This is a genomic window from Bradyrhizobium sp. UFLA05-153, assembly GCF_054185185.1.
This window is the reverse complement of sequence record NZ_JBBIAM010000066.1, coordinates 26,163-51,050: the sequence shown is the minus strand read 5'-3', so window position 1 is coordinate 51,050 and position 24,888 is coordinate 26,163. Positions and strand designations below refer to the sequence as shown.

Below are 24,888 nucleotides of genomic sequence, written 5' to 3'. Positions count from 1 at the left end.
ATGGCCAAGCTTGCCGGCGGCGTCCACCGTCTCGACGGCCAGCTCATGGTCGTCCTCGACGTCGATCGCGTCCTCGAACTCGCGCCCGAGATGATGGCTGCCTGAGACGACGGTCGGCCCGCCGACCGACCTGCAATTGGAAGTGTCCCGCCGGGGACAGGAAGTAGAGGCTCACATGAGAACTTGTCTCGTCGTTGATGACTCCAGTGTCATCCGCAAGGTTGCGCGCCGCATCCTGGAAGGCCTCGACTTCCAGATTCTCGAAGCCGAGGATGGCGAGAAGGCGCTGGAAGCTTGCAAGCGCGGGCTGCCCGATGCCGTGCTGCTCGACTGGAACATGCCGGTCATGGACGGCTACGAATTCCTCGGCCATCTGCGCCGCATGCCCGGCGGCGACCAGCCCAAGGTGGTGTTCTGCACCACCGAGAACGACGTCGCGCATATCGCGCGCGCGCTGCACGCCGGTGCCAACGAGTACATCATGAAGCCATTCGACAAGGACATCGTGACGGCGAAGTTCCAGGAAGTCGGCCTGATCTGACCGTGCTGCCCGGGGGCTGAACGGATCCTTCGGCGTTTGTTTCAACTGAACCGTTCCAGTCTGCGTTGGTGAGTAATGAGTGTTGCGTTCGCTGGAAATTCGGCCGTCAGTCCGTCGCGGGAAGGGCCACTGCGCGTGATGATCGTCGACGATTCCGTCGTCATCCGCGGTCTGATCTCGCGCTGGATCGGCGCCGAGCACGACATGGAGGTGGCGGCCTCCTTGCGCACCGGACTTGAGGCGGTCAACCAGCTCGAACGCATCAACCCCGATGTCGCCGTGCTCGACATCGAAATGCCCGAACTCGACGGCCTCACGGCGCTGCCGCAGCTTCTGGCCAAGAAGCGCGATCTCGTCATCATCATGGCCTCCACGCTGACCCGCCGTAACGCGGAGATCAGCTTCAAGGCGCTGTCGCTGGGCGCGGCCGACTACATTCCGAAGCCGGAATCGACCCGCGAGGCCTCCGCCGCCGATATATTCCATCACGATCTGATCCAGAAGATCCGTCATCTCGGCGCGCGGCTGCGCAGGAAGGCGGCGGTCGCAAGCCCGTCGCTCGCGCCCGCGAGCCCGGCTCCGCTTGCGCGTGAGCCCGCCGCGCGTCCTGCAGCACCGGCGCCGGCCGCACCGACGGCCTCAGCCGCTTCGCTCGTCAAACGCTCGTTTTCGACGCAGGCCCCGAAGGTGCTGTTGATCGGCTCCTCGACCGGCGGGCCGCAGGCGCTGATGTCGCTGGTGACCGATCTCGGTCCAGTGATCGATCGCTTCCCGGTGCTGATCACCCAGCACATGCCGCCGACCTTCACCACCATTCTCGCCGAGCATCTGGCGCGCTCGAGCCGCAGGCCCGCGCATGAGGCGATCGATGGCGAGGCGGTGAAGCCGGGCCAGATCTATCTCGCGCCGGGCGGCAAGCACATGCGCGTGGTGCGGAGCGGCGCTGAGGCCGCGATCGCGCTCGACGACGGACCTGCGGTGAACTTCTGCAAGCCTGCGGTTGATCCGCTCTTCTCTTCCGCCATCGACCTCTGGCACGGCGGTATTCTGGCGGTGATCCTGACCGGCATGGGCTCGGACGGCATGCGCGGCGGCAAGGACATCGTCGCCGCCGGCGGCAGCGTGATCGCGCAGGACGAAGCCACCAGCGTGGTATGGGGCATGCCGGGTGCGGCCGCGAATGCCGGCATCTGCGCCGCGATCCTGCCGCTCAATCAGATTGCACCGAAGGTCAATCGGCTGTTTTCGGGAGACCGGTCGTGACGCCGATGGATTATGAATACCTGCGCAAGTTCCTGAAGGAACGTTCGGGCCTCGATCTCTCCGCCGACAAGACCTACCTGGTCGAGAGCCGGCTCATGCCGCTCGCGCGCAAGGCAGGCCTCGCCGCCATTCCTGATCTCGTGCAGAAGATCAAGAACGGCGATGCCAGGCTCGCGACCGACGTGGTCGAGGCGATGACCACCAACGAGACCTTCTTCTTCCGCGACAAGATCCCGTTCGATCATCTGCGCGACACCATCCTGCCGGGCCTGATCCAGGCGCGCGCGGCGCGCAAGAGCCTGCGCATCTGGTCGGCGGCATCGTCGACCGGGCAGGAGCCCTATTCGATCGCGATGTGCCTGAAGGAGAAGGGCGCGGCGCTCGCCGGCTGGCGCATCGAGATCGTCGCGACCGATCTGTCGCAGGAGGTGTTGGAGAAATCCAAGGCCGGCGTCTACAGCCAGTTCGAGGTGCAGCGCGGCCTGCCGATCCAGTTGCTGGTGAAATACTTCACCCAGTCCGGCGACATCTGGCAGCTCAATGCCGACGTCCGCTCCATGGTGCAGTTCCGCCAGCTCAACCTGCTCCAGGACTTCTCGCATCTCGGCACGTTCGACGTCATCTTCTGCCGCAACGTGCTGATCTATTTCGACCAAGACACCAAGGCGGTGATCTTCGAACGCATGGCAAAGAGCCTCGAGGCGGATGGCACGTTGCTGCTTGGCGCCGCCGAGTCCGTCGTCGGCATCACCGACGCCTTTCGTCCCGTCGCCGACCGCCGCGGTCTCTACCAGATCAATCCGGCGCGCGGCGCGCGTCCGGCGGGTGCGCCGATGCTCGCAGGCATGAGGATCGCCGCGGCGCGGTGAGGTGCCTTCTTCCCTTCTCCCCTTGTGGGAGAAGGTGGCGCGAAGCGCCGGATGAGGGGTTGCTTCCGCGAACTCAAATGCGAGAGGTCAATCGCGGAGAGAGACCCCTCACCCGCCTTCGCTTCGCGAAGGCACCCTCTCCCGCAAGGGGAGAGGGTAAGAATGCCCGCCTCACAAGATCGCGTGCGGCAAGAATCGCGAGCTGTTGCCGGTGATCGGGCTTTCGTCCTCACGGATCGACAGGCCGCAGGGCTCGTGATTCACGAGCCAGCTTCCGACCACGGGATAGAAGCCGGAGAAATTCGGGAGCGGCGAGAGTGCCTGGCGGACAAAGCCTTCGGCGCCGTAGGGGCCCGTGTGCTCCTCGAGCGGCGCGCCGCCAGAGACCAGCGTGACGTTGGCGCCTTCGCGCGACAGCAACGGCTTGCGCACGTAGGAGCTGCCGAGTTCGGCGGCTCGCGGATCATCCTCGAAGAAGGCCGGCAGCAAATTGGGATGGTTCGGAAACATCTCCCACAGCAGCGGCAGGATGCCCTTGTTGGAGAGCACCGCCTTCCACGGTGGCTCGATCCAGCGTGTCGGCGCCTCCTTCAGCTTGGCGCCGAAGGCGTCGTGGAACATCCATTCCCAGGGGTAGAGCTTGAAGGCGAGCGTGATGTCGCGATCGTCGAGATCGACGAAGCCGCCGCCAGCCTCGCGCCAGCCGATCTCCTCGATGTCGAGCAGCGTCGTCGATAGCCCTGCCTGGCGCGCGGTGTCTTCGAGATAGGCGAGCGTGCCGGCGTCCTCTTCGTTGCCGGTCGTGCCGGTGAGATGCAGATGCTGGCCTGCCGCAATCGCCTTCCAGGCCTCGATCAGCCGCTCATGGATGGAGTTGAACTGGTCGGCGCGCGCCGGGATGATGCGCCGCTCGATCGCCTGTTCGAGCCAGGTCCATTGAAACACCGCGGCCTCGAAGATCGAGGTTGGCGTATCAGCGTTGTATTCGAGCAGCTTGGCCGGCGACGTGCCGTCGAACTTCAGGTCGAGCCGGCCGTAGAGGCTGCGGTCGTCGCGCTCCCAGCTCTCGGAGATCAGGTCCCAGAAGGCCTCCGGGATCTTCAACCGCTCCAGCAGCCGCTCATCGATGATGATGCGGCCGGCGAGCTCGATGCACATCGCGTCGATCTCGCCGGTCGGCGTTTCGACCCCGCGTTCGATCTCGTCGAGCGGGAAGGCGTAATAGGCGCGCTCATCCCAATAGCGCTCACCGTCGATGGTATGGAAATCGAAGCCGCATTGCTGCGCGGTTTGCTTCCAGTCGTCGCGCTCGGGACAGACGATCCGCTGCATGCGCTAGCCGCCACCGTGGCCATGGCCGCCATGGCCGTGCCCGTGGACGACATGCAGCGTGCCGCCGAAGCCGCCATAGGTGGCGGGCCCGCAATAGGGTTGTCCGTCGATGCCGGGAACGGCCGTCATTCCGGGTCCGCAGTCATAGGGCCGCCGCACAAATCCCATCGAGACCGCGCTGACCGCGGCACTCCCCATCAGGGTCAGCACGACCCGTCGCGAACGTTTCATGTTGCTTCCTCCCGACGCCAATCGAGCAGACCGGCCAAAGGCGGTGAATTCAAAACGTGGCTCGGCTCAACCGCCTCCCGAGAAGCCGAAGGCATGCGCGGACGAGCCGAAGCCGCCCCGCGTCACACCGCCGGAGCCGCTGCTGTAGAAGCTCGATCGCGACGACCAATGGCCACCGCCGCCGCCGCCGCTCGACGAGCAGGCCGCCATGCCGGGCTGGTCGCAGTTCTGCCGCGGTATCAGTGTGTAGGCGGCGGTGCCGACAGCGATCGCGCCCATCACCAGCAATGCGACCTCGCCGGAGCGCTTGACCGGCTCCTTCGGCGGCAGCGGCAAGGGCTGAGGATGGCGCTTGCCGAAATCCTTGTTGGGGCGCTTCTCGGCCATGGTCAGTAGATCATGCAGGCGGCGTTGAGCAGGCCTGCGGCGAGCGAGGAAAGGCCGAGCCAGATCGCAGGCGCCATGTCGCCCGCGGCGATCCGCGCCGACAGGTTCGGCACCGGCACCTTCACGACGTAGAACACCACGACCTGGACGATCAGCGCGATGAACGCCCAGATCAGGCAGTCCAGCACGTTGGCCGAATGTGCGATGGCACTGACCAGCGGTGCAACGAAGCCGAGCAGGCTCAGCCCCAGCGCAATCGCGGCGGCCGGATCATTGTCGCGGATGAGCTGGAATTCGTTGTGCGGGGTGATGCGGGTGTAGACGAACAGATAGGCCACGATCGCCACCAGCCCGGTGCAGAAATAGACCAGAAAGGCTGGCAGGCCAGCAAGCGATTGCAGGATCATCGTTCCCCCGGTGTCAGGCCAGTATTCGTCGGCAGGCCGAGGATACCGGTTCAACGGTTAGAGGGGGATGAAGCTCTGTTCGTATCCTCCAAAAACGAAAACCCCGCCATTTGCGGCGGGGTCCAGTCGGGGAGGAGCGAGCCACCTGGGGCTCACGACGGAAGGAAGATCAGGCGGGGATCCGCTCGTCGGCCTCGTGCGGCTCGCGCAGCACGTAGCCGCGGCCCCACACGGTCTCGATGAAGTTGCGGCCTTCGGAGGCGTTGGCGAGTTTCTTGCGGAGCTTGCAGATGAAGACGTCGATGATCTTCAGCTCCGGCTCGTCCATGCCGCCATAGAGGTGGTTGAGGAACATTTCCTTGGTGAGGGTCGTGCCTTTGCGGAGCGAGAGCAGCTCCAGCATCTGGTATTCCTTGCCGGTCAGATGCACGCGCTGGCCGCCGACTTCCACCGTCTTGGTGTCGAGGTTGACGACGAGGTCGCCGGTCTGGATGACCGACTGGGCGTGGCCCTTGGAGCGGCGCACGATCGCGTGGATGCGGGCCACCAGCTCGTCCTTGTGGAAGGGCTTGGTCATGTAGTCGTCGGCGCCGACGCCGAGACCCTTGACCTTGTCCTCGATGCCGGCGAGGCCGGAGAGGATCAGAATCGGTGTCTTGATCTTGGAGACCCGGAGCTGCTTGAGCACGTCGTAGCCGGACATGTCGGGCAGGTTGAGGTCGAGAAGAATAATGTCGTAATCGTATAGCTTACCGAGATCGACGCCCTCTTCCCCCAGGTCGGTCGTATAGACGTTGAAGCTTTCAGACTTCAGCATCAGCTCGATCGACTGCGCGACGGCGCTGTCATCTTCTATCAGCAAAACGCGCATGCCAGTTCCCCATAGTCGCCGCTCCGGGCGTCAGGTCGGCCGCATTCGCGGCACTCAACAAAACGCCTTTGAACAACTGATTCGGATCCTGACGTCACATGGTTAACAAAGTCTGATTCTGGAACGCAAGACCTCACGGTGCAATTTTTGTCGAATCGCCCTAAGATGTTGCGCAGAAGCAGTTTTCGTCACCCGGTTCCGTTCAAGTTCCACTTTAAGAGACGGGCCTAACCGACTCTCGCGACTCCCCTTCTTCTGCCGGGCAGGCGCTCAGTCACAAAGACAGTGACGCAATGATTAATGATGCGGGTAAACACGAAGTTAAGCGCCGTTCAGAAATGTGGCGAAATTTAAGGGTTTCGTCATGAAGGGCATGAAAGCCGGATCATGAAGGCGCTTGCGGAGCAGATCGGGGACATCGACGGCGTCAATATATACGGCCGCGTCGTCGGCGTGCGCGGCCTGATGGTCGAGGTCGCTGGTCCCATTCACGCGATGTCGGTCGGCGCGCGGCTGGTGATCGAGACCGGCGCGAACCGCTTCATTCCCTGCGAAGTGATCGGCTTTTCCGGCAACAACGCTGTCGTGATGCCGTTCGCGGGACTCGAGGGCGTGCGGCGCGGCTGCAAGGCTGTCATCGCGAATGCCGCCAACCAGGTGCGGCCGTCGGCGGCCTGGCTCGGCCGCGTCGTCAATGCGCTGGGCGAGCCGATCGACGGCAAGGGGCCGCTGCTGCAGGGCACCTCGCCGATGCCGTTCCGCAATTCGCCGCCACCTGCGCATTCGAGGAAGCGTGTCGGCGCGCCGCTCGATCTCGGCGTCCGCGCGCTCAACACGTTTCTGACCTGCTGCCGTGGCCAGCGGATGGGCATTTTTGCCGGCTCCGGCGTCGGCAAATCCGTGCTGCTGTCGATGCTCGCGCGCAATGTCGACGCCGATGTCAGCGTCATCGGCCTGATCGGGGAACGCGGCCGCGAGGTGCAGGAGTTCTTGCAGGACGACCTTGGCGAGGAGGGCCTGGCGCGCTCCGTCGTCGTGGTCGCGACATCGGACGAGCCGGCGCTGATGCGGCGGCAGGCGGCGTATCTGACGCTTGCGATCGCCGAATATTTTCGCGACGAGGATCAGGACGTGCTGTGCCTGATGGACTCGGTGACGCGCTTTGCCATGGCCCAGCGCGAGATCGGCCTCTCCGCGGGCGAGCCGCCGACCGCCAAGGGCTATACGCCGACAGTCTTCACGGAGCTGCCGAAGCTCCTGGAGCGCGCAGGTCCCGGCATGGGGGTCGGTGCCATCACCGCGATCTTCACGGTGCTGGTCGACGGCGACGACCATAACGAGCCGATCGCGGACGCCGTCCGCGGCATCCTCGATGGTCACATCGTGATGCAGCGTTCGATCGCCGAGCGCGGGCGCTACCCCGCCATCAACATCCTCAAATCGGTCTCCCGCACGATGCCGAAATCGGCCGACCCGCAGTTCTGGCCGACCATTCAGAAGGCCCGCCAGGTCATGGCGACCTATGCCGACATGGAGGAACTGATCCGGCTTGGCGCCTACCGGGCGGGGTCCAGCCCCGAGGTCGACGAGGCGATCCGGCTCCATGAGCCGCTGGAGGCCTTCCTGCGCCAGCGCAAGGACGAAAGTGCCGGTTTGGCGGACGGCTACCGCCAGTTGGCGCAAATCCTCCAGAATTTGGAAACGGAACGCTAACTTTGTCAGGCCATCATCCGCTCCACAGAGTAGCAGAGCCGGTCGGGGCCCAATTTCGGGATCGGGGAGACCGGTGTTGTCCCACGTGCAGCTAGGGGACTTCTGGGGAGTACGAGTCGATGAAGTCACGTGAAACGCTCATTCGCCTGAAGAAATTTCAGGTCGACGAGAAGCGCCGCAGGGTCACCCAAATCGAGAGCATGATCGCGGACTTCCAGCGCATGTCTGTCGATCTCGAGCGCGAGATCCTGACCGAGCAGGAGCGCGCCGGGATCAACGATCCCTCTCATTTCGCCTATCCGACCTATGCCAAGGCCGCGATCCAGCGCCGCGAGAACCTGACCCGCTCGGCCGACGAGCTGAAGGGCCAGCTCGAAGAGGCCAAGGGCGCGCTGGCCGAGGCTTTTGAGGAATTGAAGAAGGTCGAGCTCCTGGACGAGCGCGACCAGGCGCGCGAGCGCGCCGAGGAGAGCGCCCGCGAGCAGGCCGACCTCGACAGCATCGGCCTGATGCGCGCCCGCATGGGCGCCATCGCCTAAGGCTCTCAAAGCCCCACAGCCAGGGAATTGCGTGAGCCCGGATCCCGAAAGGGTCCGGGTTTTTCGCGTGCGATGTCCACAGTGTGGCGCCCGGCCCCTTGGTGGCGGGCTTTGCTGCGCGCTATGGTGGTGGAGTTTGCAGGGGCCTCGCGGGAAAGCGACGGGGCGGTGCGCGTTGGGGGACTGAATGCTGACGCCAGCAGATCTGGTCTGGCTGATCGCAGCGGTGGCGAAGGGCGACGAGGCGGCTTTCGAGCGCCTCTACGGCGCCACGCGCGCGAAACTCTATGGCGTCGTGCTCCGTATCTTGCGCCGACAGGATCTCGCAGAGGAGGTCATTCAGGAAACCTACGTCAAGATCTGGAACAGTGCGGGCCAGTTCAATCCGGCGCTGTCCTCGCCGATCACGTGGATGGCGTCGATCGCGCGCAACCGCGCCATCGACCTGGTGCGCAAGAAGACCGAAGCCTCGATCGAGGAGGAGCCTCAGGCGATGGAGGTTGCCGCCGACAGCCCCGATCCGCTCGCGCGGCGCGAGATGACGGAGGAGTTGAAGCGGCTCCTGGAATGTGTCGGCCGGCTCGAGCCGGATCGCCAGAAGCTCGTGCTTCTCGCCTATTACAACGGCTGGAGCCGCGAGCAGTTGGCGGAGAAGTTTTCCGCGCCCGTCAACACGGTGAAGACGTGGCTGAGGCGCAGCATGATGGATATCCGGGAGTGCCTTGGATTGTGAGTCTTGGGTTGTAATTGATGGCCTACTCTGAGGACCATATTGCGCTCGCCGCGGAATACACGCTCGGCACACTCGATGCCGACGAGCGCGCGCAGGTCGAGACCATGATGGCGGTGGACAAGGAGTTCGCCGGCCTCGTGCAGGCCTGGCAATTGCGGCTGGGAGTGTTGAACCAGATGGTCGGCTCGGTTGAGCCGCGGCCGATCGTGTGGGAAAACATCAAGGCTGCGATCGGACCGATCCGGGCAACAGAGGAGCCGCAGGCGCCGCCTGAGGCGCCGACCTCTCCACCGCCCGAGGTGCCAGAGCCGCCGGCGGAGCCGGAAGCTGCGTCCGACATCGCTCCGCAATTCGTGCCGCAAGTCCATGCGCCTGATTTCACCGTCTCGCAGGTGCCGATCGTTGACGACACCAACGTCATCTATCTCGAAGGCCGCGTGAAGCGCTGGCGCAGCATCGCTTCCGGCCTCAGTGCGCTTGCCGCTGCGCTCTTTGTGGTGCTGTCGCTTCAGATCCTGCGGCCCGATGCGCTGCCTGGCGCGCTCCGTCCAGCGCCGCAGGTTCAGACCGTCGTTGTGAAGACGCCTGCCGCGCCGCTTGCGCCGTCATCGCAATATGTCGCGCTGTTGCAGGGACAGGGTGGCGGCCCCGCCTTCATCCTCACCATCGACGGCGCGACCAAGAATTTCACGGTGCGTAAAGTGGGCGCCACTCCGGAGCCGGGCAAGAGCTTTGAGCTCTGGCTGATCTCCGACAAGCTGCCGCGCCCGCGCTCGCTCGGCGTGATCAATAATGGCGACTTCACCGCGCGCCCGGTGCTCGCCGGCTACGATGCCGACGTCATCAATGCTGCCACCTACGCCGTCACCGTCGAGCCGGCCGGCGGCTCGCCCAGCGGCCAGCCGACATCCGCGCCGGTGTTTTCTGGCAAGCTGATCGAGACCGTGCCGCCGTCCCAGCCGCAAGCTCCCGCGAAGAAGTAGTTTGCCGCGCATGTAGCCCGGGCGCGCGAAGCGATCCGAGGACATTCGATCCCGCACATTGCTTCGCTCATGCTGGCTACGCGCCGAACTCCGTAGTTCTCCGGTGCGCAATGTCGCCATGGTCCGTCTTGCCGTCGTATTCCGACAAGCTGAGTGGACTCCGACGCCCGATTTGAACCTCCTCCCGTTTCACCGCGTCAAATCCGCGCGATTGGGCAGTCCCGGCGTCGTTCGTGCCGGAGTGAAGGGGCGAGATATCGAGATGGATCCAGCGAAGCCGCCGGGCATCTTCATTCATCAGTATACGGGGCTGCCGAGCGGCCCTGCGTTCGAGCACTGGCGCGAGCGGGCTTTCGGATCGTGCGGGCTCGACGTCGCACCGAGCCGCGGCGACAGCATCGATTGCCGCCTCCAGGTCAGCCTGGTCGGCAACATCGTGCTCGGGATTCCCGAGGGCGCCTCCGCGCAGTTCTCGCGCACGCAGGGCGGCCTCGCCGACGGCTGCGACGATCTCGTGCTGATCTCGGCGCATTCGGGGCTCGTCCGCGTCCAGCAGAGCGGCCACACGCTCGAGCTCGAGCCGTCGCAGATGGTGCTCGCTGATCTCAGCGTCACCGGCGCGGTCGGCCATACTGAGCAGGATGGTTTCACCACCATCCGCATGCCGCGCCGCGCGCTGCTCGAGATCAATCCGCGCGCCGAAGACAAGATCTCGCAGGTCCTTTCGGACGGCGCCGTCGCCGAAACCATCACGCGCTATCATGCGCTCGCCGCCAATCACGCGCCGCATCTCGATGCGGTCGGCCAGCGCCTCACCGCGCAGCACATGGTCGATCTCGTCGGTCTCATGCTCGGCACCGATGCCGAGCACGCCGCGCTTGCCCGCGGCCGCGGCCACGCTGCCGCGCGTCTCGATCTGATGCGCGCTGACGTTATGTCGGCGCTCGGCCGCAATGATCTCAGCCTGTCGGAAGTCGCCGGACGCTCGGGGCTCAGCCCGCGCCAGGCGCAGCGCCTGTTCGAGCAGGCCGGTACCACCTTCACCGAATTCGTGCTCGAGCAGCGCCTGCTGCTTGCGCGAAAGCTGCTGCAGGATCCGCGATCGCGCGCACGCAAGATCAGCGACATCGCGCATTCCTCGGGCTTTGCGGATCTGTCCTATTTCAACCGCGCCTTCCGCAAGCGGTTCGGGTCGACTCCATCGGAGCTGCGCGAGGTGTGATCCTGTGCGACGGCGCCTGTGGCGGCGGCTGCTTCACTCGATCACCTCGTCGGCGCGGGCGAGTAGGGCTTGCGGCATCGCGACCCCGAGCGCCTTCGCGGTCTTGAGATTGGCCGCGAGCCAAAAGCCGGTGGGGAATTCGATCGGGAGATCGCCGGCGCGGGCGCCTTTCAGAATCTTGTCAATGAAGTATGACGCCCGGCGATAGCACCAGCGCAGATCGACGCCGTAGCTGACGAGGCCGCCGAGCGCGACGTGATCGCGATATCCGAACACCGTCGGTAGCCGCTTTTCCAGTGCGATGGCAGCGATGCGTTCGCTTGACGCCAGCAACAGGTTGGTCTGGAGCACCACGACGACGTCGGCTTTCTGGTCGACCAGCGCCGCGAGTGCCTGCGGGATTTCTACGGACGAGTTCGCGTCGGCCTCCGAGAGACTGAGCCCGAGGGTTTGGCAGGCCGCCTTGAGGTCGCCGATCTGGGGCGGCCCCTTCGGGTCTTTCATGTTCGTCAGCAGTCCGATGCGCTGTGCGCCGGGGACGATCTCGCGGGCAAGTTCGATCTGCTTGGTCGGCAGTCCGGCAACGTATGGCTCGATACCCGTGACGTTGCCGCCGGGATGAGCTTCGCTGGCGATCAGGCCGAGATGGACTGCATCCGCAAGTGCGGGACAAACGATCGGTATCGTTGATGTCGCCTTTCGGGCCGCAACCGCTTCCAGTGTCGCCGGCGCAACGAGGACGTCCGGCTTGAAACGCTCGATGACCTCCTCCACGCTCGCAACGTGGTCTGAAAAAACGTCAAGCCGTCTGACGATGTCGATGTCGCGGCCTTGCACATAGCCGATGTCCGTCATCCCCTGAACGAAATTGCCGTACGCCAGGGCGATCACGAACTGAGGGGGTGCGGGCATCCCGGCCGCCGGCGCGCCCACCCATGCGATCATGCGGCGCTTTGCTCCGGATTGGGCGCTTGCCCGTTGGCCGCGCAGGAGGGAGGTGGCCGCGCCAGCGCAGAGTATGCCGAGGCCTTTGATGAAATGGCGCCGTTTCATTCAATCACCCCGGCAGCAGGAAGGCGGTACATTTGTGCGCGATGGGGCGCCATGCGCTCGAACGCGCAGCTACACCATACGAGAAGGCTTCCCTTCCTCATGGTTCTGCCCCTTTTGAGCGAACCCCATCATCTGTAAGAGCTAGGGTAGTCCCAACATTCCGCTCCTGCAATCATGTCGTGAGCTTGCCGCCGGCGCACGCCGCGCGTGAAATTGAGACGTTTTGTCGCCGTCAAAAGCGGCAAAGCGCTTCATTGCGAAGCTGCTTTCACGCGCCCGCGAAACACGCCTGAAACATTCACCTCGCATCATCACCAGATTGACGAGAGCCGCGGCGGCGCTTTTCGCGCGCGATTGTGCCGAGCGCCGGCGAGCTTTGCCAGTGTTCGAAGCATGTTTTTGAAGAAGTCATTTTGAAGGTCACACTGACGTGACCGGGAGGGTCTCATGGGCGGGTTCATTGACCGGCCGTTTGCCCTGCTTGCATTGCTGATGTCTGGTCTTTCGGCGCCGCTTGCGTCGGCGCAAACCATTGAGCAGGCTCCGACCAGCCTGGCATTGGCGAGCACTGATGCGGCGATCCTGGACATGCGCCTGTCAAAGCCGCTCTCGCGCGGCGAGGAAGCGGCGCTCAGGCCGAAGGATCGCTTCAGGGAATGCGCGCATTGCCCCGAGATGGTGGTCGTCCCCGACGGCACCTTCATGATGGGTGCGAGCGCAGGCGAGATGGGCAGCACCGAGGACGAGCGGCCGCAGCACCGGGTGACGGTGCAGCGCTTCGCCGTGGGAAGCTGGCCCGTCAGCGTCGACGAATGGAGCGCCTGCGTGGCGGCCAAGGCGTGCAGTCCGCATCCGACCGAGCCGGAGCACGTGCGCGATCCGGTGACCGGGATCCTCTGGCAGGAGGCCAGCCACTATGTGCAGTGGCTGTCGCGTTTGACGGGCCGCCCGTACCGGCTCCTGAGCGAAGCCGAGCGCGAATACGTCGCACGCGCCGGCACGACCACCGCGTTCTGGTGGGGCGATGGCGCCGATCCGCATCTTGCCGACATCGCGGCGGCCAATCTGGTCGCCGATGTCGGCATCGTGACGATCGCGACCACGGCATTCACGCCGCCCCCGGCCAATCCCTTTGGCCTCTTCGAGGTCCATGGCGGCGTCTACGACTGGGTCGAGGACTGCTGGCACGACAACTACGTCGGCGCGCCGAATGACGGCTCGGCGTGGATCGCGGATGACTGCAAAGGCCACGTCCTGCGCGGCGGCGCCTTCAGCCGCGCGCTCCAGACCCGCCGCTCCGCTGCGCGCCTCTGGTTTGGCCCGCCGAACCGGATGAGCTATATGAGTGTGCGCGTGGCGCGGACGCTGGGGCCGTAGGCGGCGCGGACAGGACTTGCGCAGCAGGACTTGGAATGGCGCGTATCGTCGTGCTCGGTGCTGGGTTCGCGGGCCTGTGGGCCGCCATCGGCGCTGCCCGCAAGCGCGACGAGATCGGTGCGGCCGGCAGCGACATCGAAATCCTCGTCGTCGACCGCAATCCCTATCACAACATTCGCGTGCGCAACTACGAAGTGGATCTGAGCGAGGTCGCGCTTCCGCTGTCGCAGCTGCTCGATCTCGTCGGTGTTGATCAGAGGCTCGGTGACGTCGAAGCCATCGACGTCGCAAGAGGCAACGTCACCATCGCGGTGAACGGCGCGCGCGACGTGGTTGTCTATGATCGGCTGGTGCTGGCGCTCGGCAGCGGGGTGCCGCGGCCGGACATTCCCGGTCTCGCCGCGAATGCGTTCGATGTTGACACTTATGCCGCTGCCGCCAAGCTCGAGGCCCATCTCGCCGCGCTTGGCCGCAGCGCGCCGGCGCCGGGACGAACGACGGTCGTGGTGGTCGGCGCCGGCTTCACCGGCATCGAGGTCGCCGCCGAGATGCCGGACCGGCTCGCGCGCGCCGGCATCGCCGGCGGCCGCATCATCCTGGTCGATCCGAACCCGGTGGTCGGCGCGACCATCGGCGAGCGCGCCCGTCCCGTCATCAGCGAGGCACTCGCAGCGCTCAATGTCGAGACCCGTCTCGGCGTGCGGGTCGAGGCGATGGATGCGGCCGGCGTCCGCTTGAGCTCCGGCGAAGTCATTCGGACGCAGACGGTGATCTGGTGCGCCGGCATGCGTGCAAGCCCGCTCGCCGCGACGCTGCCGGTCGAACGGGACCGTCTGGGGCGTATTCTGGTCGATCCCTTCATGCGGGTTGCCGATCTCGCCCACGTCTTTGCGGCCGGTGACGTTGCGTCCAGTTTGGTCGACGGGCTGCATGCGACCGTGATGTCCTGCCAGTTCGCGCGCCCCATGGGCCGCTTCGCCGGCCACAATGTGATCGCCGATCTCGTCGGCCAGCCGCTGCTGCCGCTGCGGATCGACTGGTACGTGACCGTGCTCGATCTCGGTGGCTGGGGCGCGCTTTATACGGAAGGCTGGGACCGCGAGGTGCGCACGACCGGGGCCGCGGCGAAAGCGACGAAGCAGACCATCAATCACCAGCGCATCTACCCGCCGCTCACCGGCAGGAAAGAAGACTTGTTCGCCGCAGCTGCGCCAACGGTGCAGGTGCCGCCGGCGAGGAAGTAACCGCGCCCGGCGTGGACAGGCGCGCTGCATTTTCGGTGTCATCGTCCGCGAAAGCGGACGATCCAGTATTCCAGAGACAGCGCGAGGATACGGAGAAGCCGCGGCGTACTGGATTCCCCGCTTTCGCGGGGAATGACAAGCGATGGGTGGGGACAAGCGATGGGTGGGGAGATGTGGTGTGCTGTCTCGGCGGCGAACATCACCCGCAGAGAAATCGTCCCCCCAGAAATGAGAAAGCGCCCGTGGGGGGCGGGCGCTTTCTGTAGTCGACTTGGGGTTGGGGTCGTCTACATATCCACATGGCGACTTTGGGGGGCTGGTAAAGAGCCACGTGAATTCCTGAATTCCGTCAAATCTCCTCAGCGAACCAGTGAAGCGTTCGAACTGGTGATCACAACCGGCTTCCCGGCCTTGATGACGCGGGCGGTCTGGGTCATGCCGTCGTCGGAACCCGATCGCGCCGTAATGCTCAGGCCCGCCACTGCGACGCCAGCAACGAGGGCGACGACCACGATCTTAAGATGGGTCGATCGATCCGCGCTGTAGATCGAGTGGTTCATGGAAGCCTCCTGCCGCCATCTACCGAAGTAGTCGCCGGCTTCATCGGCGAGGTTCATGCCTTCGGTACCCAACAACCTAGTATTGCGGGGATTCGTTCCCAAGAGGCGATCACAAGGGCGTGAAAAGACGTGAACGGTCGCGATCGAAAGATCGTAACCGTGAATATTTATTCAGGTAACTCAGTCTGTTAGCTGGCTGTCGCGAGTTCCTGAGCCAAATCAGCGAGTTGCCCCAAAACTACAAAAACCATTTGCCTGTGGCGAAAAAACACAGACGAAATTCGGGCAAATCAGAAGCAAATCAGATGCTTCCAACCGTTTTCAGTCGTGCCCGCGGATGGATTTCCGCCTGCGACAGCACGGTGGTTTGGGCGCGGAACCGCTCCACCAGGGAACGCACGAAGGGACGAATTGCCGCAGAGGTGACCAGCACCGGCGCCTCTCCCTCGCGTGCCGCACGCTCGAACGCCTCGCGCACAGCGGTCATGAACTCGGAGAGTTTCGAGGGCTGCATCGCAAGGCTGCGCTCCTCGCCCTGGCCGATGATGGATTCGGCAAAGGCCTGCTCCCATCTCGCCGACAGCGCGATCAGCGGTAGGTAGCCGTTGTAGGAGGTGTTCTGCGCGCAGATCTGCCGGGCGAGGCGGGCGCGGACATGCTCGACCATGGTCGAGGGATTGCGCGAGAAGGCGAGCGAGTCGGCGATGCCTTCCAGAATGGTCGAGAGATCGCGGATCGAGATGCGCTCGGCGAGCAGGAGTTGCAGCACGCGCTGGATGCCGGAGATGGTGACCTGGCCCGGCACGATGTCCTTGACCAGCTCGCTCTGCTCCTTCGGCAGCTCCTTGAGCAGCTTCTGCACCTCACCATAGGACAGTAGATCAGACATATTCGTCTTGAGCAGTTCGGTGAGGTGGGTGGAGAGCACGGTTGCGGCGTCGACGACGGTGTAGCCCTTCAACGACGCCTCCTCCTTGAGGCTGGCATCGATCCAGGTCGCGGGCAGGCCGAACGTCGGTTCGGTGGTGTGGATGCCCGGCACCTGCACCTGGTTGCCCGCGGGGTCCATCACCATGAACTGGTTAGGCCAGATCTTGCCGGTGCCGGCGTCGACCTCCTTGATCTTGATGATGTAGGTGTTGGCCTCGAGCTGGACGTTGTCGAGGATGCGGACGGCCGGCATCACAAAGCCCATCTCGATGGCGAGCGAGCGGCGCAGCGCCTTGATCTGCTCGGTGAGGCGGTCGGTGCCGTCGGGTCCGTTGACGAGCGGCAGCAGCGCGTAGCCGAGCTCGATCTTGAGATCGTCGATCTTGAGCGCTGCGGAGATGGGCTCCTCCGCCGCTGCGGCGCCAGGCGCGCCAGGCGTTCCCTGGGCGGGCGCGGCCTTGGCGGCTTCCTCGGCCCTGGCCGTAGTCCGCTTGTGGTTGCGCGCCGACCAGGCGAGCGCGCCGGCGCCGGCGCCAAGCGCAAGGAAGGGGATGGTCGGGATGCCCGGCAGGATCGCCAGCACGATCATCACCGCCGACGACATCGCGAGCGCCTGCGGATAGCCAGAGAACTGTTTCATCAGCGCCTTGTCGGCGGCACCGGAGACGCCGGCCTTGGAGACGAGCAGGCCCGCCGCGGTCGAGACGATCAGCGCCGGCACCTGCGTGACGAGGCCGTCGCCGACCGTCAGCAGCGTGTAGCTGCGCCCGGCGTCGGCGAAGGAGAGGCCCTGCTGCGCGACGCCGATGATCATGCCGCCGACGACGTTGATGAAGACGATCAAAAGGCCGGCAATGGCGTCGCCGCGGACGAATTTCGAGGCACCGTCCATGGCGCCGAAGAAGCCGCTCTCGTCCTCAAGCGCCTTGCGTCGCTCCTTGGCGACCTTCTCGTCGATCAGTCCGGCGGAGAGATCAGCGTCGATCGCCATCTGCTTGCCGGGCATGGCGTCGAGGTGGAAGCGCGCCGCGACCTCGGCGATGCGGCCCGAACCCTTGGTGATGACGACGAAGTTGACGATGATCAGGATGGCAAAGACGATGATGCCGATGACGAAATTGCCGCCCATCACGAAGCTGCCGAAAGCTTCGATGACGTGGCCTGCGGCGTCCGTGCCCTCGTGTCCGTGCGACAGGATCAGGCGGGTGGAGGCCATGTTGAGCGACAGCCTGAGCATCGTCGAGATCAGCAGGATGGTCGGGAAGGCCGAAAATTCCAGCGGCGCCTGAATGAACAGCGACGTCATCAGGATCAGGATCGAGAGCGTGATCGAGATCGCCAGGAAGAGGTCCAGCACGATCGAGGGCAGCGGCAGGATCAGCACCACCAGGATGGTGAGGATGCCGAGCGCGAGCGCGATGTCGCCGCGCTTGAGGATGTTGCCGATCTCGGTGAGCGAGGGCAGACCGGGCTTGGGGGCGCCTACACCTTGACCCGCGGTGACGTCGACCATGGTTGCTGCCTCCCCCCGCGATTGGCGCCCACGCGCGCCAAACGTCTGCGCGGCGGCCGATGGGCCGCCGTTTCGAAAGTGAGGCACCGCACTGGCGTCCACGGGAGCTCCCGTTTTACGCGGCCGACGACACTCGACTTCACCCGGCAATTTTTGCCCGGTGTATGGTTAGCAAAGGGTTAACGAGGAGGGTGGGAGAGACGCGAAATGGGGCCTTACGGCCGTCATTCCGGGGCGATGCGAAGCATCGAACCCGGAATCTCGCGATTCCGGGTTCGGCTCTTCGAGCCGCCCCGGAATGACGGTGGCGGAGGGTGTGCCTACTTCGCCTTCTGCATCTTCGTCACCGTATACCCCGACGCCGCCTCCTCGGCCTCGAAGGTGACCCTGTCGCCGACCTTGACCTGTCTCAGCACCGCCGAGTCCTTGACGCGGTAGACCATGGTCATCGGCTCATCCATGCCGAGGCTTTTCGCTGGTCCGTGCTTGAGCGTGATCTTGCCCGCGCTCTCGTCGATCTTCTTGACCTCGCCGCTGATCGCGGCGCCCTCGGCCGCGAGGGCGCCGCGAGACAGGCCGATGCTCAGCGCCAGCGCAGCGGCGATGCGGATGATGCGGTTCATGGGAGTCTCCATAGCTCACTTCACGGTGACGTGGCCGACCATGCCGTAGTCGCGGTGGTCGGGGATCAGGCAGGAAAATTCGAACGTGCCGGCCTTGGTGAATTTCCAGACGATCTCGGTCGTCTTGCCCGGCGCGAGCCGCACGCCGTTGGGGTCGTCGTGCTCCATGTGCGGATGCATCTTCATCACCTCGGCATGCGCGAGATTCTCTCTGGTGGTGGCGAGCAGGAATTCATGGTCCTCCTTGCCGACGTTGCGCAGCACGAAGCGGATCTGCTCGCCGCGCTTGACGGTGATGCGCGAGGGCTCGTAGGCCATCTCGCTCAGCGCGATCTCGATGATGCGCGCCGGCTTGTTGGGATCGCCCGGTTCGCCGGCGGAAAAGGTCTCATGGGCGTGATGCTCGTGTGCGAGTGCAGGCGCGGCGAAAAGCGAAAGTGCCGCAAGTAGGATCATCGTCGTCTTCTTCATCTTGTTCTCCAGTTGGTGGTCGTCAAAACATTCGTTCACATCTTCATTTTCTTCATCGGTGCGTTTTGCTGCCGTGCCGGCTCCGCGGCAGGTGAGGCGACCTCATAGGCGACGGTGCCTTGCGGGAATTGATAGGGGCCGGGGTCGCTGTAATCGTCGCGCGCGAGGTTCTCGCGGATCTTCATCACCGTGAACATGCCGCCCATCTCGATCGGTCCGAACTGGCCTGAGCCCGTCATCATCGGCAGCGTGTTGTCGGGCGCGGGCATCTCCATGTTGCCCATCGCCATGCCCGACTGGCCCATCACCATGGCGTCGGGCGCGAGCTTGCCGACCGCACGCGCGAGATCCTTCTTCGAGACGCCGATGAGATTGCGCATGTCGTGGCCCATCGCATTCATGGTGTGATGCGACTTGTGGCAGTGGAACGCCCAGTCGCCGGGATTGTCGGCGAGAACGTCGAACACGCGCACCGCGCCGACCGGAACGTCGGTCGTCGTCTCCGGATATTGCGCGCTCTCGGGAATCCAGCCGCCGTCGGTGCAGGTCACCGCAAAGCTGTGTCCGTGCAGATGGATCGGATGGTTGGTCATGCTGAGATTGCCGATGCGCACGCGCACCTTGTCGCCGAGCCGCACCGGCAAGGGATCGATGCCGGGAAACGCCCGCGAATTCCAGGTCCACATGTTGAAATCGGTCATCTCGTTGACCTTCGGCAGGTAGGTGCCGGGGTCGACGCGATAGGTGCTCATCACGAAGACGAAGTCGCGGTCGACCGGACGGAAATCCTGATCGCGCGGATGCACGACGACCATGCCCATCATGCCCATCGCCATCTGCACCATCTCGTCGGAATGCGGGTGGTACATGAAGGTCCCGCTCTTCTTCATCTCGAACTCGTAGACGAAGGTCTTGCCGGGTGGGATGTGCGGCTGATTGAGCCCACCGACGCCGTCCATGCCGCTCGGCACGATCATGCCGTGCCAGTGCACGGTGGTGTATTCGGGCAATTTGTTGGTGACGAAGATGCGGACCTTGTCACCCTCGACCGCCTCGATCGTCGGCCCCGGCGACTGGCCGTTGTAGCCCCAGAGGTTGACCTTCATGCCTTCGGCGAATTCGCGCACGACGGGCTCGGCGACGAGATGGAATTCCTTCCAGTCGCCGTTCATGCGGAACGGCAATGTCCAGCCGTTCAGCGTGACGACGGGGCGATAATCCGGCCCACTGCTCGGATGCAGCGGCGGCTGCATCACCACCTTGTCCATATGCGGGGCTTCCGGAATCGATGCGGCCTGGACGCGGCCGCTGATTGCTGACGCGCTTGCGAGCGCGGCGGTGCTCAAAAATCCTCGGCGGGAAAACATGTCGGCCTCCATCTCAGTGCACGCCGTCGGCAGGCGCCGCCGCGGCGATGGTCGTCGAATTATCCGTGCCGCCCGCAGGCAGACCGCCGCCGTTGACGGCGGTCTGCAACTCGGACTGCGCGAGGAAGAATTTCTGCTTCGCGTCGATCGCCCCGCGCAGCGAGGCGAGGCGCTGGCGCGCCTCGGTCAGCAGCGCGAAGATGTCGACCTGCATGCTGGAGAAGCGGAGCTGCATCTCCTCGGTGATGATCTCGCGCAGGGGCAGGATCTCGCGCTGGTAGTGGCTGGCGATGTCGTAGGTCGAGCGATAGGCACGGTAGGCGTCGCGCGCCTCCGATCGCACATTGACCGCCCGCTCCGTGAGCCGATTGAAGGCGAGATTGTAGGTTTCGGTCACCTGCAGCACGCGCACCTCGCCGCCGTCGAAGATCGGGATCTGGAACTGCACGTCGAAGCCGCGCTCGCGGAACGGCGCGCCTTCCGGATCCTGGGTGCGGCGGGAGATGCCGGCGAGATCGAGCAGCGTGACGAAGCGCGTCGCTTCGGTGAGATTGAGCGACTTTGCCAGCGCCGTGAGCTCGAGCCGCGCGATCTGCAGGTCGATGCGATGGGCGACCGCATCGGTCTCGATCGAGGGCAGTGCGAGCGGCCGGCGCGGCAGCGGCAGCAACGCGTTGGGCAGGCGGAAGTCGAGCCCGTCGTCCCACAGACCCATCAGCCGCGCGAGCCGCTCCCGCGCACTCGTTGCGGCCTGGCGGGCGGTGGCGAGATCGGCGGTGGTCTCGGCATAAAACACCTGCTCGCGGGCCTGATCGAGCTTGTTGATCGATCCGGTCTCGCCCAGCTTCACGGCGAGCTGCGCGGTGGACTCGGCCGTCGACTTCGCATCGATCAGCAGCGCCACCATCTCGTTGGCGGCAACGGCGCGAACATAGGCGCGCCGCACGTCAGTTGCGAGCCGCAGCGTTGCCAGTGCCGCGCGCAGCTGCGCCTGGCGGAAACGGTCGCGGGCGACCTCGGAGCGGAACGGCAGCGTCGCGAGCGCCAGGATATCGCCGACGACCTGGCGCTCGACTTCGCTGGCGCCATTGCCTGAAATCCGCAAGACCGAAAAGACCGGATTGGGCGGCAGGCTTTGCTCGACGAGATCGGTCTCGGCCAGCGCCAGCTCGTTATAGGCAGCTTGCAGCCCCTTGTTGTTGAGCAGCGCGATCTGCACGGCGGCATCCGCGCTCAACGTCCGCGACAGCAGGCGGCGAACGCCCTCGTTGACCGCGTCGGCGCCTTCGACCGTCCGCACGAAGGCGACATCCTTGTTGATGGTCCGGCTGGTCAGGTCCGCAACAGCTATCATGCCGCTGTCCGGCGAGAACGCAGCGCAGCCGGAAAGGCCAAGCGCTGCGAATGCGAGCAGGCCGCGCGCGAATGGGTGTGCCATGGCCGCTCCTACTGGTCCGATTTCGCTGGAGGCGCGACGCTGTCGTTGCGCTCGCGCCATGGTGCCGGCATCGCCGGTCGCAGGCTGCTGTAGGGCGCGACCGTCGAGCGATAGCCGACGTGCGCGACCCTGGCCGCGGGATCCGCAGGATCGGCGCTCGCCAGCGGCGCGGTGGTCGCGGGCATGCAGCCGGACAACGCGAGCGCCGTTACGGCCAGGATCGGCCAGATGAATCCTAAGTGCCGTTCGCGCGCCGCAGATGCGGCGGCAAACTTCGCTCCGAGAAGCGTAACCATGGGTATTCCCTGAACTGTCTGATGACCACGAGTCCGCGCGCGCAAAAATGCGCGAGGCCTCAAATCGTGACGTCAGGTCAGGCGATGGGAGGACGGTAGAGCAGGGGTGGCGCCTCGCTGTGCAAGCTCACCGCGATCTCGGGCGCACAGGCGGAGATCGGCTGCACCGGCTTGGCGACGTCGGGCAGGGCGGCCGGCAGCGCGCTCGCGCACATCATCGCGCAGCAGGGGCCGGGTGTGCCCTTGCCGTCATGATGATGTTGTGTAGGTGCATCCTGCGCAGCGGTCTGGTGATGCGCATGCCCACCCGCGTAATCATGGCCGCCGTCGGCGTGCATCTGGCTCGCACCGTGATGGTGCTCCGGCGCGAGCACGACCGTCTGCAAGTCATCGCCAAGGCACGGTGCGGGACCGCTGCCCCAGGCAAGGGCTGCTGCCGGCGCGAGGACGCAGAACAGATAGGCGAGAGCGACGAACCGCCCCACCTTGATCCGCATTGATCGCGTCAATTGCAACAACATCCCGTCGACATGCCCATTGCGCGGCAACGATGCACACGCAGATTGCAAACTAATGGCAAAGCGCGGTTCCGCCAAGCTCTTCTTACCGCAGTGCACCGCGCATGCCCAATATCGCAGCATGATGCTTGACCGCAAGGCGGCCAGCGAAGAAGGTCGCGCCGTGCACGCGCCAAATCACCCGCAGCGACCGGCCGGCTTCACCCCTGATTCGCGTCAGGCCTGGGTGCGGCTCGTGCTCGCGCTCGTGATCGGATCGATCGGCGCGGTCGGCATGTGGGCGGTCGTGGTCGTGATTCCCGTGGTGCAGGCCGAATTCGCAGCCACGCGCGGCGCGGTGTCGTTGGCCTTCACGCTCATGATGTTCGGCTTCGGCCTTGGCGGCGTGATCGCGGGCAAGATCACAGATCGCTTCGGCATCGTGCCGGCGATGGCGATCAGCATCGCCTTTCTCGGCGTCGCCAACGTGCTGGCCGGGCTGTCGACCCAGCTCTGGCAGTTCGTAGCGGTGTATTTCCTGATCGGGCTCGGCACGTCCGCGACCTTCGCGCCGCTGATGGCGGAAGCCTCGCACTGGTTCGAACGCTATCGCGGGCTCGCCGTGACGATCGTGGCAAGCGGCAATTATGTCGCGGGCGCGATGTGGCCGCCGATCGTGAATTGGGGCGTGCAGACCGTCGGCTGGCGCATGACTCACATTGGAATTGGCATCGTCTGCGCGAGCACGATGACGATGCTGGTAATGGTCCTGCGCGCCCGGATCGGCGACGACAAGGTTCGCAATCACGCCAACGCGCCGCCGCCGCGCGTCGATCTCGGGCTGTCGACCAATACGCTGACGGTGCTGCTGTCGATCGCCTCGATCTCCTGCTGCGTGGCGATGGCGATGCCGCAGGTCCATATCGTGGCCTATTGCGGCGACCTCGGCTACGGCGTGGCGCGCGGCGCGGAGATGCTCTCGCTGATGATGGGCTGCGGCATCGTCAGCCGGATCGGCTCCGGCTACCTCGCCGACAAGATTGGCGGCGTCCGCACGCTCCTGATCGGCTCGCTCGCGCAGGCCTTTGCGCTCGTGTTCTATTTGTTCTTCGACAGCCTCTCCTCGCTCTATCTGATCTCCGCGATGTTCGGTCTGTTCCAGGGCGGCATCGTGCCGAGCTACGCCATCATCGTGCGCGAGGCGATGCCGGCGAGCGAAGCGGCGACCCGCGTCGGCATCGTGATCTTCGCCTCTGTGTTCGGTATGTCCTTCGGCGGCTGGGTGTCGGGCCTGATCTTCGATGCCACCGGCTCCTATGCTGCCGCCTTCGCCAATGGCGTGGCGTGGAACGCGGTCAACATCGCGATCGTGGCGACGCTCCTGATCCGCTCGCGGATGAATGCGGCGAAGGCCGGGCCTGGGTTTGCCACTTGACGCCGGGAGCAATCTCGACGGCGCTCGCCAATAGAAACTCGAAAAACAACCCCATGCAAAGTAGAGGCGGCCGTCAGAGAGGATTGCTGATTTACAGAAATTAGCTTGACGCGTCGGGCAAATCAGGGGTTAAAAAAGGATCATCGCGCAATCTGCAAAACGACGGAAGGGGCACGGCTGACGCCTATCAGCGCGCATGGCTTCAGCCGTCATTTCAAGGCGGGAGCCCGTTGGCGAATGTGATCGGCTCGATATCCACCACCGTTGACGCGTGAGCGTCGGCTTTTTGAGGCCAAGCAGAAGTTTTTCGCTCAACTCTATCGGCCATCGATCGTTCGCAGGAGCTGGTAAGTGACCGTTACCGTCCGTCTAATGACTCTGCAAGAAACTGCGCAGATCATTGAGTATTTCCACTCTGCCACACCGGAGCATTTGGAAATGCTCGGGGTTGATCCGACGCGCCTGCCTCCGGCATCACAATGGTGCCGGCTCTATGAGCAGATGTTCGACCAGCCTGTCGAGCAAAGAAGCAGCCTTTTGGTGAGTTGGTTTCACGACGTTCAGTTCGTGGGATTCTCAACCGCTGACAAAATCAGCATTGGCCAGCACGCAAATATGCACCTCCACATCGCGGTTCCCTCACTGCGTAAGCGGGGGATCGGCGCGGAATGCGTTAGACAGAGCGCCGAACTCTATTTTCAGTTTCTAAGGCTAAAGCAGCTCTTCTGTGAGCCCAATGCGTTCAATGTAGCGCCGAACCGCACCCTTCAAAGGGCAGGCTTCAAGTACGTCAAGACGCACATGACCGTTCCAGGTCCTCTTAATTTTCACCAAGCGGTAAATCGATGGGTGCTGGACAGGAGTTGAAGGGAGGTTTGGCGTAAAGGTGCAGGGGCGGCTACTTTCGATTCCCTGTGCCGGTCACGCAGTCATGCTCAAGTGCGCCGAATTCCGCTGGTGGCCCTTCTCGGACCTCATGCAATGGCGGCATCT

At 64.5% G+C, this 24,888-nt stretch carries 26 protein-coding genes and 1 pseudogene; 13 read left to right on the top strand and 14 right to left on the bottom strand.

All coding sequences use genetic code 11. From position 1 onward, the window contains the following. The 4 genes and pseudogenes from Q2941_RS31285 to Q2941_RS31270 all read left to right on the top strand — a co-directional run. A pseudogene (locus tag Q2941_RS31285) lies at nucleotides 1-105 on the top strand (chemotaxis protein CheW); the annotation flags it as partial. A gap of 70 nt (nucleotides 106-175) precedes the next feature. After that, nucleotides 176-541: a response regulator gene (locus Q2941_RS31280; RefSeq protein WP_007600538.1), complete on the top strand. Its 366-nt coding sequence runs from the start codon at nucleotides 176-178 to the stop codon at nucleotides 539-541. Between the two features lie 75 nt (nucleotides 542-616). Further along, nucleotides 617-1,804: a protein-glutamate methylesterase/protein-glutamine glutaminase gene (locus Q2941_RS31275; protein ID WP_458194811.1), complete on the top strand. Its 1,188-nt coding sequence runs from the start codon at nucleotides 617-619 to the stop codon at nucleotides 1,802-1,804. Beyond that, nucleotides 1,801-2,673, top strand: coding sequence for a CheR family methyltransferase (locus tag Q2941_RS31270; RefSeq protein WP_027527625.1), 873 nt, complete (start codon nucleotides 1,801-1,803; stop codon nucleotides 2,671-2,673). Before Q2941_RS31275 ends, Q2941_RS31270 begins: the two co-directional genes overlap by 4 nt. A 171-nt stretch (nucleotides 2,674-2,844) precedes the next feature. Here the strand turns inward: Q2941_RS31270 and Q2941_RS31265 are convergent, their stop codons facing one another. The 5 genes from Q2941_RS31265 to ctrA all read right to left on the bottom strand — a co-directional run bounded on the left by Q2941_RS31265 (nucleotide 2,845) and on the right by ctrA (nucleotide 5,901). Then, the gene (locus Q2941_RS31265; RefSeq protein WP_458194810.1) at nucleotides 2,845-4,005 is read right to left on the bottom strand and encodes a glutathionylspermidine synthase family protein; all 1,161 of its coding nucleotides are present in this window, start codon (nucleotides 4,003-4,005) and stop codon (nucleotides 2,845-2,847) included. Between the two features lie 3 nt (nucleotides 4,006-4,008). Continuing rightward, entirely contained in the window at nucleotides 4,009-4,236 is a 228-nt protein-coding gene (locus Q2941_RS31260) for a hypothetical protein (protein ID WP_254108276.1), read from the bottom strand. A 66-nt stretch (nucleotides 4,237-4,302) separates the two neighbouring features. After that, a complete protein-coding gene (locus Q2941_RS31255; protein ID WP_027527628.1) occupies nucleotides 4,303-4,623 on the bottom strand; it encodes a hypothetical protein in 321 nt (106 codons plus the stop codon). 2 nt (nucleotides 4,624-4,625) lie between these two features. Further along, nucleotides 4,626-5,030 (bottom strand): DUF350 domain-containing protein, encoded by a 405-nt coding sequence (locus Q2941_RS31250; RefSeq protein ID WP_027527629.1) that lies wholly within the window; start codon nucleotides 5,028-5,030, stop codon nucleotides 4,626-4,628. Nucleotides 5,031-5,199: 169 nt separating this feature from the next. Then, nucleotides 5,200-5,901 carry a response regulator transcription factor CtrA gene (ctrA, locus tag Q2941_RS31245; protein WP_016848562.1) on the bottom strand — a complete coding sequence of 234 codons (702 nt, stop codon included), beginning with the start codon at nucleotides 5,899-5,901 and terminating at the stop codon, nucleotides 5,200-5,202. A gap of 387 nt (nucleotides 5,902-6,288) precedes the next feature. Here ctrA and fliI point away from each other — a divergent pair, with 387 nt between their 5' ends. From fliI to Q2941_RS31220, 5 genes are all read left to right on the top strand, one after another. Beyond that, the gene (gene fliI, locus Q2941_RS31240; RefSeq protein WP_027527630.1) at nucleotides 6,289-7,614 is read left to right on the top strand and encodes a flagellar protein export ATPase FliI; all 1,326 of its coding nucleotides are present in this window, start codon (nucleotides 6,289-6,291) and stop codon (nucleotides 7,612-7,614) included. Nucleotides 7,615-7,733: 119 nt separating this feature from the next. Next, nucleotides 7,734-8,153 carry a flagellar export protein FliJ gene (gene fliJ, locus Q2941_RS31235; RefSeq protein WP_027527631.1) on the top strand — a complete coding sequence of 140 codons (420 nt, stop codon included), beginning with the start codon at nucleotides 7,734-7,736 and terminating at the stop codon, nucleotides 8,151-8,153. Between the two features lie 187 nt (nucleotides 8,154-8,340). Beyond that, nucleotides 8,341-8,886: a sigma-70 family RNA polymerase sigma factor gene (locus tag Q2941_RS31230; RefSeq protein ID WP_027527632.1), complete on the top strand. Its 546-nt coding sequence runs from the start codon at nucleotides 8,341-8,343 to the stop codon at nucleotides 8,884-8,886. A gap of 17 nt (nucleotides 8,887-8,903) precedes the next feature. Beyond that, nucleotides 8,904-9,869, top strand: a complete 966-nt coding sequence (locus Q2941_RS31225) for an anti-sigma factor (RefSeq protein WP_458194809.1) — start codon at nucleotides 8,904-8,906, stop codon at nucleotides 9,867-9,869. Nucleotides 9,870-10,131: 262 nt separating this feature from the next. Beyond that, the gene (locus tag Q2941_RS31220) at nucleotides 10,132-11,091 is read left to right on the top strand and encodes a helix-turn-helix transcriptional regulator (RefSeq protein WP_458194808.1); all 960 of its coding nucleotides are present in this window, start codon (nucleotides 10,132-10,134) and stop codon (nucleotides 11,089-11,091) included. Between the two features lie 33 nt (nucleotides 11,092-11,124). On the opposite strand, the gene Q2941_RS31215 is transcribed toward Q2941_RS31220, so the two are convergent. Then, nucleotides 11,125-12,036, bottom strand: a complete 912-nt coding sequence (locus tag Q2941_RS31215) for an ABC transporter substrate-binding protein (RefSeq protein WP_458194807.1) — start codon at nucleotides 12,034-12,036, stop codon at nucleotides 11,125-11,127. Between the two features lie 555 nt (nucleotides 12,037-12,591). On the opposite strand from Q2941_RS31215, the gene Q2941_RS31210 reads away from it, so the two are divergent. Beyond that, nucleotides 12,592-13,521, top strand: coding sequence for a formylglycine-generating enzyme family protein (locus Q2941_RS31210; protein WP_458194806.1), 930 nt, complete (start codon nucleotides 12,592-12,594; stop codon nucleotides 13,519-13,521). Nucleotides 13,522-13,556: 35 nt separating this feature from the next. Beyond that, entirely contained in the window at nucleotides 13,557-14,765 is a 1,209-nt protein-coding gene (locus Q2941_RS31205; protein ID WP_458194805.1) for an NAD(P)/FAD-dependent oxidoreductase, read from the top strand. Nucleotides 14,766-15,124: 359 nt separating this feature from the next. Here the strand turns inward: Q2941_RS31205 and Q2941_RS31200 are convergent, their stop codons facing one another. The 8 genes from Q2941_RS31200 to Q2941_RS31165 all read right to left on the bottom strand — a co-directional run bounded on the left by Q2941_RS31200 (nucleotide 15,125) and on the right by Q2941_RS31165 (nucleotide 22,460). Continuing rightward, complete coding sequence (locus tag Q2941_RS31200; protein WP_027527637.1) at nucleotides 15,125-15,325, bottom strand: hypothetical protein; 201 nt, start codon at nucleotides 15,323-15,325, stop codon at nucleotides 15,125-15,127. Nucleotides 15,326-15,626: 301 nt separating this feature from the next. Continuing rightward, nucleotides 15,627-17,768 carry a flagellar biosynthesis protein FlhA gene (flhA, locus tag Q2941_RS31195; protein WP_027527638.1) on the bottom strand — a complete coding sequence of 714 codons (2,142 nt, stop codon included), beginning with the start codon at nucleotides 17,766-17,768 and terminating at the stop codon, nucleotides 15,627-15,629. Between the two features lie 320 nt (nucleotides 17,769-18,088). Further along, on the bottom strand, nucleotides 18,089-18,391 hold the full coding sequence (locus Q2941_RS31190; RefSeq protein ID WP_458194804.1) for a copper-binding protein: 303 nt from the start codon (nucleotides 18,389-18,391) through the stop codon (nucleotides 18,089-18,091). Between the two features lie 15 nt (nucleotides 18,392-18,406). Then, nucleotides 18,407-18,862 carry a cupredoxin domain-containing protein gene (locus Q2941_RS31185; protein WP_458194803.1) on the bottom strand — a complete coding sequence of 152 codons (456 nt, stop codon included), beginning with the start codon at nucleotides 18,860-18,862 and terminating at the stop codon, nucleotides 18,407-18,409. A 35-nt stretch (nucleotides 18,863-18,897) separates the two neighbouring features. Then, a complete protein-coding gene (locus Q2941_RS31180) occupies nucleotides 18,898-20,229 on the bottom strand; it encodes a copper oxidase (protein WP_458194802.1) in 1,332 nt (443 codons plus the stop codon). Between the two features lie 13 nt (nucleotides 20,230-20,242). Next, the gene (locus tag Q2941_RS31175) at nucleotides 20,243-21,667 is read right to left on the bottom strand and encodes a TolC family protein (protein ID WP_458194801.1); all 1,425 of its coding nucleotides are present in this window, start codon (nucleotides 21,665-21,667) and stop codon (nucleotides 20,243-20,245) included. An 8-nt stretch (nucleotides 21,668-21,675) separates the two neighbouring features. Then, on the bottom strand, nucleotides 21,676-21,963 hold the full coding sequence (locus tag Q2941_RS31170; protein WP_254108268.1) for a hypothetical protein: 288 nt from the start codon (nucleotides 21,961-21,963) through the stop codon (nucleotides 21,676-21,678). 77 nt (nucleotides 21,964-22,040) lie between these two features. Beyond that, nucleotides 22,041-22,460 (bottom strand): hypothetical protein, encoded by a 420-nt coding sequence (locus tag Q2941_RS31165; protein WP_458194800.1) that lies wholly within the window; start codon nucleotides 22,458-22,460, stop codon nucleotides 22,041-22,043. A 247-nt stretch (nucleotides 22,461-22,707) separates the two neighbouring features. On the opposite strand from Q2941_RS31165, the gene Q2941_RS31160 reads away from it, so the two are divergent. Together Q2941_RS31160 and Q2941_RS31155 are read left to right on the top strand one after the other, a co-directional pair. Then, nucleotides 22,708-23,895 carry an MFS transporter gene (locus Q2941_RS31160; protein ID WP_254113367.1) on the top strand — a complete coding sequence of 396 codons (1,188 nt, stop codon included), beginning with the start codon at nucleotides 22,708-22,710 and terminating at the stop codon, nucleotides 23,893-23,895. A gap of 351 nt (nucleotides 23,896-24,246) precedes the next feature. Further along, nucleotides 24,247-24,762: a GNAT family N-acetyltransferase gene (locus Q2941_RS31155; protein ID WP_458194799.1), complete on the top strand. Its 516-nt coding sequence runs from the start codon at nucleotides 24,247-24,249 to the stop codon at nucleotides 24,760-24,762. Nucleotides 24,763-24,888: the final 126 nt, after the last annotated feature.